This window comes from Campylobacter sp. BCW_6466, assembly GCF_001762835.1.
In the GTDB taxonomy this organism is placed as follows: Bacteria; Campylobacterota; Campylobacteria; order Campylobacterales; family Campylobacteraceae; genus Campylobacter_D; species Campylobacter_D jejuni.
Genome location: NZ_MJXO01000031.1, coordinates 1 through 15,321, shown reverse-complemented (window position 1 = coordinate 15,321; position 15,321 = coordinate 1). Strand labels below are relative to the sequence as shown.

The 15,321-nt window shown below is 29.8% G+C and carries 13 protein-coding genes; 11 read left to right on the top strand and 2 right to left on the bottom strand.

Annotation, left to right across the window (positions count from 1 at the left end; genetic code table 11):
- Positions 1-2 precede the first annotated feature (2 nt).
- From purH to AJ887_RS02965, 6 genes are all read left to right on the top strand, one after another.
- Positions 3-1,535, top strand: a complete 1,533-nt coding sequence (gene purH / locus AJ887_RS02990; RefSeq protein ID WP_070284795.1) for a bifunctional phosphoribosylaminoimidazolecarboxamide formyltransferase/IMP cyclohydrolase — start codon at positions 3-5, stop codon at positions 1,533-1,535.
- 98 nt (positions 1,536-1,633) lie between these two features.
- A complete protein-coding gene (locus AJ887_RS02985) occupies positions 1,634-3,226 on the top strand; it encodes a methyl-accepting chemotaxis protein (protein ID WP_070284793.1) in 1,593 nt (530 codons plus the stop codon).
- Positions 3,227-3,235: 9 nt separating this feature from the next.
- Complete coding sequence (locus tag AJ887_RS02980; protein WP_002871471.1) at positions 3,236-3,670, top strand: META domain-containing protein; 435 nt, start codon at positions 3,236-3,238, stop codon at positions 3,668-3,670.
- Between the two features lie 98 nt (positions 3,671-3,768).
- Positions 3,769-4,746, top strand: a complete 978-nt coding sequence (locus tag AJ887_RS02975) for an agmatine deiminase family protein (protein ID WP_070247953.1) — start codon at positions 3,769-3,771, stop codon at positions 4,744-4,746.
- The gene (locus tag AJ887_RS02970; protein ID WP_070284791.1) at positions 4,743-5,630 is read left to right on the top strand and encodes a cation diffusion facilitator family transporter; all 888 of its coding nucleotides are present in this window, start codon (positions 4,743-4,745) and stop codon (positions 5,628-5,630) included. The genes AJ887_RS02975 and AJ887_RS02970 overlap by 4 nt, the downstream gene beginning before the upstream one ends.
- Positions 5,627-6,499: an N-carbamoylputrescine amidohydrolase gene (locus AJ887_RS02965; RefSeq protein ID WP_002871473.1), complete on the top strand. Its 873-nt coding sequence runs from the start codon at positions 5,627-5,629 to the stop codon at positions 6,497-6,499. Before AJ887_RS02970 ends, AJ887_RS02965 begins: the two co-directional genes overlap by 4 nt.
- Positions 6,500-6,510: 11 nt before the next feature.
- On the opposite strand, the gene AJ887_RS02960 is transcribed toward AJ887_RS02965, so the two are convergent.
- Complete coding sequence (locus tag AJ887_RS02960; RefSeq protein WP_070284789.1) at positions 6,511-7,857, bottom strand: SH3 domain-containing C40 family peptidase; 1,347 nt, start codon at positions 7,855-7,857, stop codon at positions 6,511-6,513.
- Positions 7,858-7,905: 48 nt separating this feature from the next.
- Here AJ887_RS02960 and pif1 point away from each other — a divergent pair, with 48 nt between their 5' ends.
- Together pif1 and AJ887_RS02950 are read left to right on the top strand one after the other, a co-directional pair.
- A complete protein-coding gene (gene pif1 / locus AJ887_RS02955; RefSeq protein WP_070284788.1) occupies positions 7,906-9,249 on the top strand; it encodes an ATP-dependent DNA helicase Pif1 in 1,344 nt (447 codons plus the stop codon).
- Between the two features lie 9 nt (positions 9,250-9,258).
- Positions 9,259-9,993 (top strand): hypothetical protein, encoded by a 735-nt coding sequence (locus AJ887_RS02950; protein WP_070284787.1) that lies wholly within the window; start codon positions 9,259-9,261, stop codon positions 9,991-9,993.
- Here the strand turns inward: AJ887_RS02950 and lolA are convergent.
- Entirely contained in the window at positions 9,990-10,499 is a 510-nt protein-coding gene (gene lolA / locus AJ887_RS02945) for a LolA-like outer membrane lipoprotein chaperone (protein WP_002871477.1), read from the bottom strand. The two genes, AJ887_RS02950 and lolA, sit on opposite strands and share 4 nt — an antisense overlap.
- Positions 10,500-10,599: 100 nt before the next feature.
- On the opposite strand from lolA, the gene secA reads away from it, so the two are divergent.
- Genes secA through AJ887_RS02930 form a run of 3 tightly spaced genes read left to right on the top strand, consistent with a single transcriptional unit; the run spans position 10,600 to position 15,198 of the window.
- The gene (secA, locus tag AJ887_RS02940) at positions 10,600-13,188 is read left to right on the top strand and encodes a preprotein translocase subunit SecA (RefSeq protein WP_070284785.1); all 2,589 of its coding nucleotides are present in this window, start codon (positions 10,600-10,602) and stop codon (positions 13,186-13,188) included.
- Positions 13,185-14,390, top strand: coding sequence for an ABC transporter permease (locus AJ887_RS02935; RefSeq protein WP_070284783.1), 1,206 nt, complete (start codon positions 13,185-13,187; stop codon positions 14,388-14,390). The genes secA and AJ887_RS02935 overlap by 4 nt, the downstream gene beginning before the upstream one ends.
- Before the next feature lie 22 nt (positions 14,391-14,412).
- Positions 14,413-15,198: an amino acid ABC transporter permease gene (locus tag AJ887_RS02930; protein ID WP_044794404.1), complete on the top strand. Its 786-nt coding sequence runs from the start codon at positions 14,413-14,415 to the stop codon at positions 15,196-15,198.
- The last annotated feature ends 123 nt before the right edge of the window (positions 15,199-15,321 follow it).

The following is a 15,321-nucleotide window of genomic DNA, read 5'->3' as shown; positions in this document are numbered from 1 at the left end:
AAATGAGAGCATTACTTAGTGTGAGTGATAAAGAAGGCATAGTAGAATTTGGCAAAGAGCTTGGAAATTTAGGCTTTGAGATTCTTTCAACAGGCGGGACTTTTAAGCTTTTAAAAGAAAATGGAATAAAAGTTATAGAAGTGAGTGATTTTACAAAAAGTCCTGAGCTTTTTGAAGGGCGTGTGAAGACTTTACACCCTAAGATTCATGGTGGGATTTTGCATAAAAGAAGCGATGAAAATCATATCAAACAAGCAAAAGAAAATGAAATTTTAGGCATTGATCTAGTTTGTGTAAATTTATATCCTTTTAAAAAAACCACTATTATGAGTGATGATTTTGATGAAATTATAGAAAATATCGACATAGGTGGGCCTGCGATGATAAGAAGTGCGGCAAAGAACTATAAAGATGTGATGGTGCTTTGTGATCCGCTTGATTATGAAAAAGTGATTGAGACTTTAAAAAAAGGTCAAAATGATGAGAATTTTCGTTTGAAATTGATGATAAAAGCTTACGAGCATACGGCAAATTATGATGCTTATATTGCAAATTATATGAATGAACGCTTTAACGGAGGTTTTGGAGCGAGTAAATTTATAGTAGGACAAAAAGTATTTGATACAAAATATGGAGAAAATCCACATCAAAAAGGGGCTTTATACGAGTTTGATGCCTTTTTTAGTGCAAATTTCAAAGCCCTTAAAGGCGAAGCAAGTTTTAATAATCTAACCGATATTAATGCAGCTTTAAATTTAGCTAGTAGTTTTGATAAAGCTCCAGCTATTGCTATAGTAAAACATGGAAATCCTTGTGGTTTTGCTATAAAAGAAAATTTGGTACAAAGCTATATACATGCTTTAAAATGCGATAGCGTCAGTGCTTATGGAGGAGTGGTTGCAATCAATGGAACTCTTGATGAGGCTTTAGCAAATAAAATCAATGAAATTTATGTAGAAGTAATTATAGCAGCCAATGTAGATGAAAAAGCTTTAGCTGTGTTTGAAGGTAAAAAACGCATTAAAATTTTCACTCAAGAAAGTCCGTTTTTAATCCGTAGTTTTGATAAATATGATTTTAAACGTATTGATGGGGGTTTTGTATATCAAAACAGCGATGAAGTGGGCGAAGATGAGCTTAAAAATGCAAAGCTTATGAGTCAAAGAGAGGCAAGCAAGGAAGAATTAAAAGATCTTGAAATCGCTATGAAAATAGCAGCATTTACCAAATCAAACAATGTTGTTTATGTAAAAAATGGTGCTATGGTGGCTATAGGTATGGGTATGACAAGTAGAATCGATGCAGCAAAGGCAGCGATCACTAAAGCTAAAGAAATGGGGCTTGATTTGCAAGGTTGCGTTTTAGCAAGTGAAGCCTTTTTTCCTTTTAGAGATAGCATGGATGAAGCAAGTAAAGTAGGGGTTAAAGCTATAGTAGAACCAGGCGGAAGTATAAGAGATGATGAAGTGGTAAAAGCAGCCAATGAGTATGGTATGGCGCTTTATTTCACAGGCGTAAGACATTTCTTACATTAAGTTTAATGGAATGTTATGTTTTTTACACATAATTCAATAAAAATTAAATAAATTATGTGTAAAATATTTCTGAAAAATTTTATTTTTAGGAAATTGTGATGTTTAAAACTATAGGATTTAAGGTTTCTGCTGCAATTTTTGTGGTGTTGCTTATAAGTTTTATTGTTATGCAAGTGATTTTAAATTTGGATTTTAAAAATACTGCCAATAAAATGAGCAGGGCAAATTTAGATACCGTAAGTACTTCTGTTTTTCAAACAATGAGAATGGCTATGAATTTAGGAGATCCTGAAAAAATTAAAGAAGCTATTGAAGATGCAAAAAGTATAGAGGGTATTAGTGATATTAAAATTTATCCTTCAAAAGATACTATAGATCTTTTTGAGATGAAAGCCCCTCAAATTTCAAATGATAAGCGTATTATAGAACAATTTTCAAATCCTAAAATTCAAGCTTTAGAAGAAAATGTAAATGGTGTTGTGCATTTAAGATTGATACGCCCTTTGATTGCAGATGAAAGTTGTGTTGCTTGTCATGCAAATGCTAATATAGGGAGTGTGATAGGGGTTATGGATATATCGCATTCTTTAGAAGGTGTTCAAAAAGATATAAGTAAAACCAGTCAATCTTATATTATAATATTTACTATTGCTTTGATTTTTACCCTTTGTGTGGTTCTCTTAATGCTTAAAGTTGTTGTTGGAAAGCCTGTTTTAGAGCTTTTAAATCATGCTAAAGAATTAGCTCAAGGAAGTGGTAATTTAAAAGCTCGTATTTCAGTTAAAGGTCAAGATGAAATTGCTTTAGCTTGTAGATATATCAATCAATTTATCGAAAAAACTCACAAGGCAGTTAGCGGTGCAAGTCATAATTCAAAAAATGTAGAAAAACAAAGCAATCTTTTAAATTCAAATGCTATTTCTTTAAGTGAAATTAGTTCACAAAGTCATAAACAAATAGATCAAAGTTTTAAGCTTGGTGCAAATGTTGGTAATGAACTTGGGGAACTTGCTAGTTTGTCAAATAAGGCAAATAGTGCCAATGAAAAATCCTTTTTATTATTAGAGCAAATGCTTAAATCTTTGTTTAATGTTGCTAATAAAGTATCAACAGTATCTCAAAATGAAAATGAATTGGCTAAAAAAGTTGAAAACATGGTTAATCAAGCAGGTAATATACAAAAAGCAACTCAAATGATGGATGAGATCGCAGATAAAACAAATTTACTATCTCTAAATGCTGGCATAGAAGCAGCTAGGGCTGGTGCATTTGGACGAGGTTTTTCTGTAATTGCTGAGGATGTTAGGCAATTGGCTCAGAACAGTGAGGAATTTTTAGGAAATGTAGCTCAAATTACAAAAGAGCTTTTGCAAAGTATTAATGAGGTTAGCGCAGAATTAAAGAAAAATGCTCAAAGTATACAAGCTTTAAATGATGACACCACTTTATTGGTTGATGATGCTAATGAGGTTAAATTATGCAACGAAGATGCTAGGGCTTTGGTAACTCAATGTACTGAAAAAATAAAAATTTCCCAAGAGAATATACAAAATTTACTTTCTCGTATGCAAAAAAATGTCGAAGTAAGTGAAAAGAATGAAGAAATTTCTAAAATTCTGCTTCAAGTTGCAGATGAGTTAAAAATAGTGTGTCATAATCTCGAAAGCGAACTTAACCAATTTCAAATTTAAAGGAATAAAATGAAAAAAACGCTTCAAATTGCTTTAGCTGCAACTTTTTTTGCAGGTTGTGCTAGTACTTCTGTTACTTCATCTACTTCTAAAGGTAATAATGAACTTGTGCAAAATCAGCTTTTCAAAATAGAAAAAATTATAGTTAATGGTAAAACTTTTGATCCAAAAAACGCAGAGGAAAGTCCAAATATCAGTTTTGAAAATAATAAATTTTATGGTTATTCAGGATGCAATCGTTTTTTTGGTTCTTACCAAACTAAGGCGGATACTTTACAAATCGAAGGTGATCGCGTAGCTTCAACTCAAATGCTTTGTCACCCAATGGATGTAATGGATTTTGAAAATTCTTTCCTTTCAAATTTCAAAGGAACTTTTAAAATTTCAAATGAAAATGGAAAACTTGTTTTAAGCAATGATGAAATGAAAATCTTTTTTAAATAATACCCTAAAGCCTCGAAATATCGAGGCAATCTTCTTAAATTTGACAAAAGTCTAAAAAATGATACAATTATAATTTTATTATCAAAAAAGGTAGTTAAATGATAAAATCAATTCCTGAATGGAGTGAGCAAGAATACCTCATACTTTCTTTACCTCATGAAAAAAGCGATTGGAGTCCATATTTAGAGGAAATTTTGCAAAGTTATAAAGAATTTGTAAAAGTGGTAAGTGAATTTCAAAAAGTTTTACTTATAGCTCCTAAACAGAGTGATTTTGAAAATTTTAAAGATATAAAAAATGTAGAGTTTTTTAAATGTGATACAAATGATACTTGGATACGTGATTTTGGAGCTATAGATATAGTAGAAAATAGTCGTTTAAAGGCTCTTGATTTTACTTTTAATGCTTGGGGAAATAAATTTCAAAGTGAGCTTGATAATGCTGTAAATTCTAAGCTTTTTAAAGAAAAATTTAAAGAGGGGCTTAAAAAGGTGGATTTTGTTTTAGAAGGAGGAAGCATTGACTTTAATGGAGAGGGCGTGATGCTTACAAGCTCTCATTGTCTTTTAAATGAAAATAGAAATTCTCATCTAAACAAAACTCAAATTGATACAAAATTAAAAGAATTTTTTGGTTTAAAGCAAATTATTTGGTTAGAAAATGGTTTCATAAAAGGTGATGATACAGATCATCATATCGATACCTTAGCAAGATTTATAGATAAAAATACCATAGCACATTGTATTTGTGAAGATGAAGAGGATGAGCATTATTTGCCTTTGCAAAAAATGAAAGAAGAGCTTAAAAAAACAGGCTTTGATTTAGTAGAACTTCCTATACCTAAGCCTTTATACTATAAAGGAAGAAGATTGGGGGCGACTTATGCGAATTTTGTTTTTATAAATAATGCTTTAATTGTGCCTTTTTATAAGGATAAAAATGATGAAATCATAGCTAAAAGACTTTCTAAAGCTTTACCCAATCATAAAATTATAGGAGTAGATGCAAGAGTGTTTTTACGACAAAACGGTTCTTTGCATTGTTCTTGTCAAAATCGTTTCAAAGGTTTAAGATGAGTTTGCAAAAAAAAGCAACTCTTGTAGCAAGTTTATGTGCTATTGTTTTAGCCCTGGTTAAATTTATAGTAGGCTTAACAAGTGGTTCTGTTGCAGTGCTTTCAAGCGCGATTGATTCTTTGATGGATTTTGTTATTTCTGCTTTTAATTTTTTAGCTCTTAAAAAAAGCTCACAAAAGGCGAATGAAAATTATAATTTTGGTTTTTCTAAAATTGAAGCTTTAATGGGTTTGTTAGAAGGTGTTTTTATAGTTGGCGTGGGGATTTTTATTTTTTATGAGAGTATTTTAAAGATTTATTATAAAGAAGAAATTAAAGATTTAAATTCAAGTATCTATGTGATGATTTTTGCTTTAATTATGACTTTTTTTCTTGTGCTTTTTTTAAATTATGTAGCTAAAAAAACCAAAAGTTTGATTATAGAAAGTGATGCTTTGCATTACAAAACAGATTGTCTAACCAATGTTTGCACTTTGGGAGCTTTGGTTTTGATTTATTTTACAAATTTACATATTATTGATGCTATTTTTGGGATAGTGATCAGTCTTTATACGGCATTTTCTGCTTTTAAAATCATTAAAAAAGCTTTGGCTTTTTTAATGGATGAGGCTTTGCCCAAGGAACAAGTGGATAAAATTTGTACTTTGATTTCTAATAATCCTGAAATAATTTCCTATCATGAATTAAAGACGCGTAAAACTCCAAGTTGTAATTATTTAAGCGTGCATTTGGTTTTTTGCCCTATAATTTCGCTTTTAAATGCGCATAAAATTTCAGATGAAATAGAAGAAGGTGTGCGTAAGATGTTTGAAAATGAAAAATGGGATATACAAATTCATTTAGATCCTTATGATGATGCAGAACAAGAAAGGCAAAGACAATGAAAATCGCTTTAATACAACAAAAATTTCACTCAAACAAAGAACAAACTATAAAAAAAACTTGCGAATTTATAGAAGAAGCCTCTAAACAAGGAGCTGAGCTTATTTGTTTGGGAGAACTTCATCAAAGTGAGTATTTTTGTCAAAGTGAAAATGTGGATTTTTTTGACTATGCTAATGATTATGAAAAAGATGTGAAATTTTGGGCAAATATAGCTAGAAAAAATCAAATAGTGCTTATTACTTCACTATTTGAAAAACGAAGTGCTGGACTTTATCATAATACTGCAGTGGTTTTTGAAAAAGATGGTTCTATAGCAGGCAAATATCGCAAAATGCACATACCTGATGATCCTTGTTTTTATGAAAAATTTTATTTTACTCCTGGAGATTTGGGTTTTGAACCTATAAATACAAGTTTAGGTAAGCTTGGAGTGCTTATTTGTTGGGATCAATGGTATCCTGAAGCAGCAAGAATTATGGCTTTAAAAGGAGCTGAGATTCTTATTTATCCCACGGCAATTGGTTGGTTTGATAAGGATGAAGATGAAGAAAAACAAAGGCAGCTCAATGCTTGGCTTGGTGTTCAAAAAGGACATGCTATAGCTAATGGTTTATATGTAGTAGCTATCAATAGAGTAGGTTTTGAAAAAGATGTAAGTGGGGTAGAAGAGGGCATTAGATTTTGGGGAAATTCTTTTGTTTTTGGCCCTCAAGGTGAAGAACTTTGTCTTTTAGATTCTCAAAACGAATGTGTAAAAATCATAGAAATAGATAAAAAAAGAAGTGAAAATGTGCGTCGTTGGTGGCCTTTTTTGCGAGATAGACGCATAGAATATTTTGCAGATTTAACTAAAAGATTTATTGATTAAATCAATAAATCTTATTTGTTTTGTATATTTTCAAGATAGCTTTTTATTTGCTCTTTTTCTTGTTCGTTTAAATTTATAAAACTTATTTCTTTAAGTCTTGATAAAAGCAAATTATCTTCTAAAATTTCATTTTTTCCTATTTCTAAAGAAGTGATGACGCTAGAACTTATGAGAAGTCTTTGGGTTGCATCTTTTCTTAAGCCCCATATATTATGTATGGCAATATTATTATCTGTAATTTGTCCTGCATAAAGCATAATATGTCCAGGTAAATAAAGTAAACTAAGATAAGCTTTCCCAAAGCGGTTTAAAAAATCTTTTTTTTGAGAATTGCTAAGAGTGCTTATATCAAAATGATTAAAAGAATTTTTTTGTGCAGCTGAATTTCTTGGTAGATAAAGTCCAAAAGCTGAAAAGATATCACGAGTTAGTAAAGAACAATCTCTTTCAAAATTATAACCGCCCCAGCCATAAGGCAAATTTAAAACTTGTGAAAGTTGATTTTTTAAATTTTTATCATTGAATTGTAAAGGAAATTTAGATACATCTTTTTTAGAAATTTTATATTTTTTAGAACCTATTTTTCCATAAAAATAGTTTTTATCTTCTTTGTAGCAAGGATAAATAGCACCAATTCTACTTTCAAAGAAAAATTTACCATCCTCGCTATAGATAGGAAATTTTTCTTTTAGTGGTGTGATAAAGTTGAGATTTTCATAGATTTTCGCTCTATCGTTTGAGAAAAATTCCAAATTTTTACTTTCAACAAATCCAAATCCAGCTTCACCTAAAACAAAAGCATAACGCTTATCTTTACTAAAATGTGAAATTAAGACAGGGGTTCCAGCATTTAAAATGCCATCGCTTGCATAGTCAAAAGGAATTCCTTCATTTTCAAAAAAAGGATTTTTTAAGATAGCTCTTTGGGTTGGAAGATTTTTAATGATTGTATTTTGGATAATTAAAGCTTTTTGATTAAGTTTACCGAATTCTTGGATATTTGCATTATTTATAGCGTTTTTAAACCATGAAAGTGGAATAATTTGTTTATTGAAAAAATAATAAGTATTTTTTGAATTTAAATATAAAGGAAAGGACCAAAAAATATTTTGTCCTTTGTAATTTTTAAACGAATCATGCCAAGGGTTAAAGAAATATTTTTTATATCGTTTTGCATCAAAATTAATATCGTAAGCAAATTGTGGCAAAATGCTTACATTTTGTTCGTATTCAAGTTTTGCATAATGTTGATTTTCATTTTTTTGTTCTAAATTTTCATGATGAAGTGAAGTTAAATTTTTTGTTGAACAAGCTGTTAAAAATAGCACTATAAAAGTAAAATATAAACAAGATTTCATAATCAACCTTTTAGAAAAAATAGTTATAATTAAAGCCAAGGAAATATAATGCTTGATAAACTAGAAAAAATTTTAGCTTATGATAATGTTTTTTTAAGTGGTGGTGCTGGAGTTGGTAAAAGCTTTTTGACAAATGAGCTTATCAAATCTTATAGAAAACAAAAAAAATTAGCCATAGCTCTTGGTTCTAGTGCTCTATCGGCGTTTAATATAGGCAGTGTTACTTTACACAGCTTTTTTTGTTTAGGGTATTGTGATGATATGATGAAATTAAGTGCATTGGATCGCAATCAAAAACAAAAAGAAAAATTAACAAAACTTAAAGAACTTTTAAAAACGATTGAGCTTATTATTATCGATGAAATTTCCATGGTTAGTGCAAGTGTTTTTGAAATGATAGGTTTTAGACTTAAAAATTCTCAATTTAATGGAAAAATTTTAGTTGTAGGAGATTTTTTTCAATTGCCTCCCGTAGTTAAAGAAAAAAAGGAAACTTTATTTAACCATTCTTATTATGCTTTTTCTTCATTTTTTTGGCAAGATTTAAATTTTAAGAATGTTAAACTTTCTCAACCTAAAAGAACGCAAAATATGGAATTTTATAACCATTTATCTTTGATTAGACAAGGTTTTTTAGATGAAAAAATTTTAAGCTTTTTTGAATCTTTGCGAATTGATTATAAAGAATTAGAAAATTTAGAAGATGATTATACTTTACTTTGTGGTATCAATAAAAAAGTAAACAATATTAATCAAGAAAAATTAAGCAAACTTGAGACCCCGCTTGTATGCTTTAAAGCTCAGGTTAAAAAAGAAGATAAGAGAATAAAAGATGAAGAGCTTGATTCTTGGATTAGAAGCTTAAATATATTGGAAGAATTAAATATTAAAATAGGCGCTCGTATTATTTTTTGTGTAAATAATTGGGATAAGAATTATTATAATGGAGAGCAAGGCATTATAGAAGATATTCTTTATGAAGAGGAGAAAATTTATATTAGCATTATTAAAAATAATGGGATGAAAATTTTACTTGAACCTTATACTTTTTTCATGGAAGAACTTGAGCAATCAGGTAAAGATTTTGTTGTTAATATTCTCGCAAGTGTTACACAGTTTCCTATTAAATTAGCTTATGCTATTACTATACACAAATCACAAGGTATGAGCATTGAAAAATTAGTGTGTGATATTGATCATATTTTTGAAAATGGACAGCTTTATGTCGCTCTTTCTCGCGCTACAAACCCAAATACTTTAAAAATTTATTCTACAAAAAAGATAAATTTTGGATTTTATTTTGCTAATATTTTAAAAATAGATTCTAATGTGATCGAATTTTATAAAAAACATAATTTTTTAGATCTTGAAATACAAGAACAAATCATTTAAAGGCATTAAATGAAAAAAATATTTTTAAGTGTTTTTTTGGTTTTGAGTTTAAATGCTCAAAATCTTGAAATAGATAACATAAGAACAGATTTGTATTCTAAAAGTGGGACAAATGTTCTTAAAAAAGTTGAAATTTCTTTGGAATTTGATGGGAATAATTTAAAAGAAAATGAAAATAAGTTAATTGATGCTGTAAATACAGTAATTTCAGGATTTTTTTACGAAGATATTTTTACAGAAATTGGAAAAAATAATTTTAAAAAGACTTTAGAAAAATTTTTAGATAAGAAATATAAGATTAAATTAGATGATATATATATCATATCTTTAAGCGGAGTGGAAAAATTTGATTTAGAGGAGTTTAAACGCTTTTTAGAAAGCACTGAGGCTAAAGAGAAGGGTATGGGCAGCGAGGTAAAAAAAGCACTTGAAAACTTAGAAGCTCCTAAAACTCAAGTTCCTAGTGTTGAAAAGATCTCAACTCCTAGTGTTCCAAATTTAGAAGTCAAACAAGTTGAACAGCTTTTCAAAGATTCAGATGAAGAAAATAAAAATGACAATGGAGAAATCAATATAGATAATTTAAATACACCTAAAATGACTCCAGATATAGAAGAAAAAATTAAAAGAGATTTAATCGCCAATCCTCCGCAAATATTTAAAGAAAATAATACAAGCGAGCCTTATTATTTGCCACAAACAGGTTATGATATAAAGCTTGATGAAAATACAACGCAAAATTAGCGAACTATGTCATAATTTTGCGGAATTTTTGCCTTAAAAACATCGGAATTAATTTTTGGATTTTTAATTTGATTGTTTAGATTGATTATAACATCATTTTCAAATTCATCTTTATAGGATATGCTTTGAATTTGCTCTTGATTGAGTTTAATTGTATAATTTATATTATCATATTTTGCTACAAGTTTATCTTTATCTATAAGACTTGCTTTTTTGAAAATTTCATTAAGATTTGGAATGTTATCAAGATGAGAGAAAATGACTTGCTCTAGATCGTGCTCTATTATGGTTACTTGATTTTTGTTAATATAAATCTCTTTTTTACTAGGAGTATCATAACTCCAATATGCTTGATCTTTACTCAGTATAAAATGTCCAGAATAAGAAAGTGTAGAGTTTTTGGATTTTACTATTTGGATAAAATCGCTTGAAAAGGTATTAAAATTAAGATCAAGGGCAAAAAGTTGTCCTATAAAAATAAAAAATATCAAGAATGTTTTTTTCATTTATTTTCCTTAAAAAAATTATATTTTTTATATCATTCTAGCTAATTTTAATTAAATAATCGTTATAATGATAGTTTGAAAAATTTATAAAGGTTTAAAAATGTTTTTAAATACCTTAAAAGCCGTTTTTGGAACAAAAAATGATCGTGAAGTTAAAAAATACTTCAAGCGTGTAGCACAAATCAATGCTTTAGAAGGCAAATATCAAAATTTAAGCGATGATGAATTAAAAGCCGAATTTGCAAAATTTAAAGAGCAAATTTTAAGCGGAGAAAAAAACGAAAATGATATCTTAAATGATGTTTTTGCTATAGTCAGAGAGACAGGTAAGAGAACTTTAAATATGCGTCATTTTGATGTGCAGTTAATCGGTGGTATGGTTTTACACGATGGAAAAATCGCAGAAATGAAAACAGGAGAAGGTAAAACCCTTGTAGCGACCTTGCCTGTTGTTTTAAATGCCATGAGTGGCAAAGGCGTACATGTCGTTACAGTGAATGATTATCTAGCCAAAAGAGATGCTGAGCAAATGAGTGCGATTTATAATTTTTTAGGTTTTAGCGTAGGCGTGATTCTTTCTTCTCAAAATAGTGACATAGAGCACAAGCAAGCTTATGATTGCGATATTACTTATGGAACCAATAATGAGTTTGGTTTTGATTATTTGCGTGATAATATGAAATTTTCAAAAGTTGAAAAAGTTCAAAGAGGGCATAATTTTGTTATTGTAGATGAAGTAGATAGTATTTTAATTGATGAGGCAAGAACTCCGCTTATCATCAGCGGCCCTACAAATCGCACTTTAGATGGTTATATTAAAGCCAATGAAGTAGCCAAGCAAATGCAAAAAGGCGAAGCAGTTTTACCTCCTGCAAAACCTGAGGGTGATTTTGTGGTAGATGAGAAAAATCGTAGTATTTTGATTACCGAAGCAGGTATTGCTAAGGCTGAAAAACTTTTTGGTGTAGAAAATTTATACAGTCTTGATAATGCTATCTTAGCACATCAGCTTGATCAAGCTTTAAAGGCACATAATCTTTTTGAAAAAGATGTGCATTATGTTTTAAGAAATAATGAAGTTATCATCGTTGATGAATTTACAGGGCGTTTAAGTGAAGGACGTCGTTTTAGCGAAGGATTGCATCAAGCTTTAGAAGCCAAAGAAAATGTAAAAATTCAAGAAGAAAGCCAAACTCTAGCAGATATTACTTTTCAAAATTATTTTAGAATGTACAATAAACTTGCAGGTATGACAGGAACTGCACAAACAGAAGCGACTGAATTTTCTCAAATTTATAGTTTAGATGTTATTTCTATACCGACAAATATTCCTATTAAAAGACAAGATAAAGATGATCTTATCTATAAAACTCAAAATGAAAAATTTAAAGCCGTAATTGAAGAGATTAAAAAAGCCAATGCTAAAGGTCAGCCTGTGCTCGTAGGAACCGCAAGTATAGAGCGCAGTGAAGTTTTTCACAATATGCTTGTAAAAGAGAAAATCCCTCATCATGTTTTAAATGCTAAAAATCACGAACAAGAAGCTTTGATTATCCAAGATGCAGGTAAAAAAGGTGCTGTAACTATCGCTACAAATATGGCAGGTCGTGGTGTGGATATAAAAATCGATGATGAGATTAGGGCTTTGGGTGGGCTTTATATTATAGGTACAGAAAGACATGAAAGCCGCCGTATTGATAATCAACTTCGTGGTCGTGCAGGAAGGCAGGGCGATCCTGGAATAAGTCGTTTTTATCTAAGTTTAGAAGATAATCTTTTAAGAATTTTTGGTGGGGATCGTATTAAAAGCATTATGGATCGCTTAGGTATAGAAGAGGGCGAAAGCATAGAGTCAAGAATCGTTACAAGAGCGGTTGAAAATGCGCAAAAAAAAGTAGAAAGCTTACATTTTGAAAGCAGAAAGCATTTGTTAGAATATGATGATGTAGCAAATGAACAAAGAAAAACTATTTATCGTTATCGTAATGAGCTTTTAGATGAAAACTATGATATTAGAGCTAAAATTTCTCAAAATATCGCTGAATATAGCACAAATGTAATGAATGATTATATGCTTGATGAAAGCGGTTCTAATGTAAATTTTGAAAATTTGAAAGCAAAAATTTTATATGAGTGTTCAACTCAGATTAGTGAAAAAGATTTTGAAAATTTAAGCGTCATTGAAATGCAAGACAAGCTAAGTCAAATTCTTGAAAATTCTTATAATGAAAAGATGTCAAGACTTGAGATTAAAGAATTGCGTAATATAGAGCGTATTTTATATTTGCAAGTTTTGGATAATGCTTGGAGAGAGCATTTGTATCAAATGGATATTTTAAAAACAGGAATAGGACTTCGCGGATACAATCAAAAAGATCCTCTTGTGGAATATAAGAAAGAAAGTTATAATCTTTTCTTGGAGCTAGTTAATCGTATTAAATTTGATAGTATTAAACTACTTTTTAGTGTGCAATTTAATCAAGAAGAGGTACAAAATTTAGAAAATAAAGCCAATGAAGAAAATGAAAAGCTACTTCAAAGCTCAGTAGAAATGGGTGCAAGCGAAGATAATCTTGGCGAAGCTGAGTTTAAAAAAGTTCCACGCAATGCTCCTTGTCCTTGCGGAAGTGGAAAAAAATTTAAAGAATGCCATGGAAAAAGTGGTCCTAAGCAAGGAATTTTAGCTTGAATAAAAGCGTTTTAAAATATTTACTTTTTAAATATTTAAGATTTGATAAAGAACAACCCTTTATCAATCTTTCTATGCTTTTGGCCTTTTTAGGAGTTTGCGTAGGACTTTGTGTTTTGCTTGTAGCTATGGCAATTATGAATGGTTTTGATAAAGAATTTGAAAAACGCTTTTTTCTGATGAATTATCCTATTACTATTTTGCCTAAATTTTACGCTCCTGTAAATGATGAATTTATAGATGAGTTAAGAAAAACATTTCCAAATTTGTTATTTAGCCCTTATATAAGTACTCAAGTTGTTATAAAGGGAGATAATCGTTTTGAAGGTGGTGTGCTTTTTGGCGTTAATTTTAATGATGAAAAAAAAATAAACGAAGTGGTTGCTAAAGCTTTAAAGGATGAGAATTTAAGTGGTTTTGATATACTTGTAGGATCAGCACTTATTGATGAATTTGGTTTGCATAAAAATGACAAACTTTCACTTATTTTTTCAAATCTTAATCCTAGTGGATTTTCTTTAGTACCACAAACTAAACGTTTTGATGTTAAAGCGCGTTTTACTTCAGGGCTTGCATTTTATGATAAAGCTTATATGTACACAGATGTTGATGTATTGAAAAAAGTACTTGGAATGCCTAAAAATCCAAATTATGATGGAGTTCATGTATATAGTGATAATGCTTTTAAGGATGTTGAAAAAATTAAATCTTATTTAAAAGACGATTATGCTGTAGTAGGCTGGTGGGAACAAAATAAAAATTTCTTTTCAGCCTTAGAGCTTGAGAAAAGAGCGCTTTTTATAGTGTTGATGCTTATTATTTTGGTTGCAAGTTTAAATATAGTAAGTTCTTTATTGATGATAGTAATGAATCGTCGCAGTGAAATAGCACTTTTACTTGCCCTAGGTGCAAGCAAAAATGAGGTAAAAAAGAGTTTTTTTGCCTTAGGCATGCTTATTGGCGGCGGTGGTATGATAGTGGGTGTGATGCTTGCATTTTTTGCTTTATGGCTTTTAGGAAATTTTGATATTGTAACTTTACCTGCTGATGTTTATGGAACCAGTAAATTACCACTTGATTTGTCTTTAATGGATTTTTCTTTAACCATTATAGGTGCTTTAATAATCATAGCTTTATCGTCTTTTTATCCTGCAAAAAAAGCAACTCAAATTAACATTTTAGATACTTTAAGAAATGAATAAATTGTAATTTTGGAGATTTTTATTGTCTTTGTTTATCCAAAAAAATAAGAATTTTAAACCTTTAAAACCTCTATCAAAGTCAAAAATAATCACTAATTTAATTCTTTTGATTTTATTTTTAATATTGTTTTGTTATTGTAGTTTTAGTATAAGTGCTTATCATTTTGATTTTAGTGCAATTGCGACCTATAAAGAAAAATTTCTTCAAGGTTTTTTAAATACCTTAATAATCAGTTTTTTTTCTTTATTACTGAGTATAATTTTGGGTGGAGTTTTTTGTGCTTTTTCTTTAAGTTCAATTGTTTTTTTAAGATTTTTATCTATATTTTACATAGAGCTTATCAGAGGAACCCCTTTACTAGTGCAGGTATTATTGATATATTATATCGTTGCAAATAATTTAGGACTTGATAATCGATATGTGGCTGGAGTTATTATTTTATCATGTTTTTCTGCTGCTTACTTAGCTGAAATATTTAGAGCTGGAATTTTAAGTATTTCTATATCTCAGCTTGAGAGCGCTAGGGCTTTAGGGTTAAAAGAGATGCAGGTTTTTGCGTATGTAATTTTTCCCCAAGCTTTAAAAAATATTTTAGCACCGCTGAGTGGACAATTTGCAAATTTAATTAAAGATAGTTCATTATTAAGCGTTATTGCTGTAAATGAATTAACCCAAAGTGCACAAGAGATAAATTCTTATACTTTTGCTACTCTTGAAGCTTATGTAATTTTGGCTATTACATATCTTGTTTTGACTTTACCTATAAGTATATTTTCTCGTTATTTGGAGAGAAAATGCCAAAAATGATTTAAAAAAGCTTGACAAATAGAGCTAATTTTGGCATAATCACATTTTTATTTCAGAAAATGTCTCGTTAGCTCAGCCGGTAGAGCATCTCCCTTTTAAGGAGGGGGCCGTTGGTTCGAATCC

Coding starts and splice junctions, on each gene's coding strand:
- AJ887_RS02975 (WP_070247953.1), top strand. CDS start 3,769: ATGATAAAATCAATTCCTGAATGGAGTGAGCAAGAATACCTCATACTT.
- AJ887_RS02950 (WP_070284787.1), top strand. CDS start 9,259: ATGAAAAAAATATTTTTAAGTGTTTTTTTGGTTTTGAGTTTAAATGCT.
- AJ887_RS02960 (WP_070284789.1), bottom strand. CDS start 7,857: ATGAAATCTTGTTTATATTTTACTTTTATAGTGCTATTTTTAACAGCT.
- purH (WP_070284795.1), top strand. CDS start 3: ATGAGAGCATTACTTAGTGTGAGTGATAAAGAAGGCATAGTAGAATTT.
- AJ887_RS02965 (WP_002871473.1), top strand. CDS start 5,627: ATGAAAATCGCTTTAATACAACAAAAATTTCACTCAAACAAAGAACAA.
- AJ887_RS02970 (WP_070284791.1), top strand. CDS start 4,743: ATGAGTTTGCAAAAAAAAGCAACTCTTGTAGCAAGTTTATGTGCTATT.
- lolA (WP_002871477.1), bottom strand. CDS start 10,499: ATGAAAAAAACATTCTTGATATTTTTTATTTTTATAGGACAACTTTTT.
- AJ887_RS02980 (WP_002871471.1), top strand. CDS start 3,236: ATGAAAAAAACGCTTCAAATTGCTTTAGCTGCAACTTTTTTTGCAGGT.
- pif1 (WP_070284788.1), top strand. CDS start 7,906: ATGCTTGATAAACTAGAAAAAATTTTAGCTTATGATAATGTTTTTTTA.
- AJ887_RS02985 (WP_070284793.1), top strand. CDS start 1,634: ATGTTTAAAACTATAGGATTTAAGGTTTCTGCTGCAATTTTTGTGGTG.
- secA (WP_070284785.1), top strand. CDS start 10,600: ATGTTTTTAAATACCTTAAAAGCCGTTTTTGGAACAAAAAATGATCGT.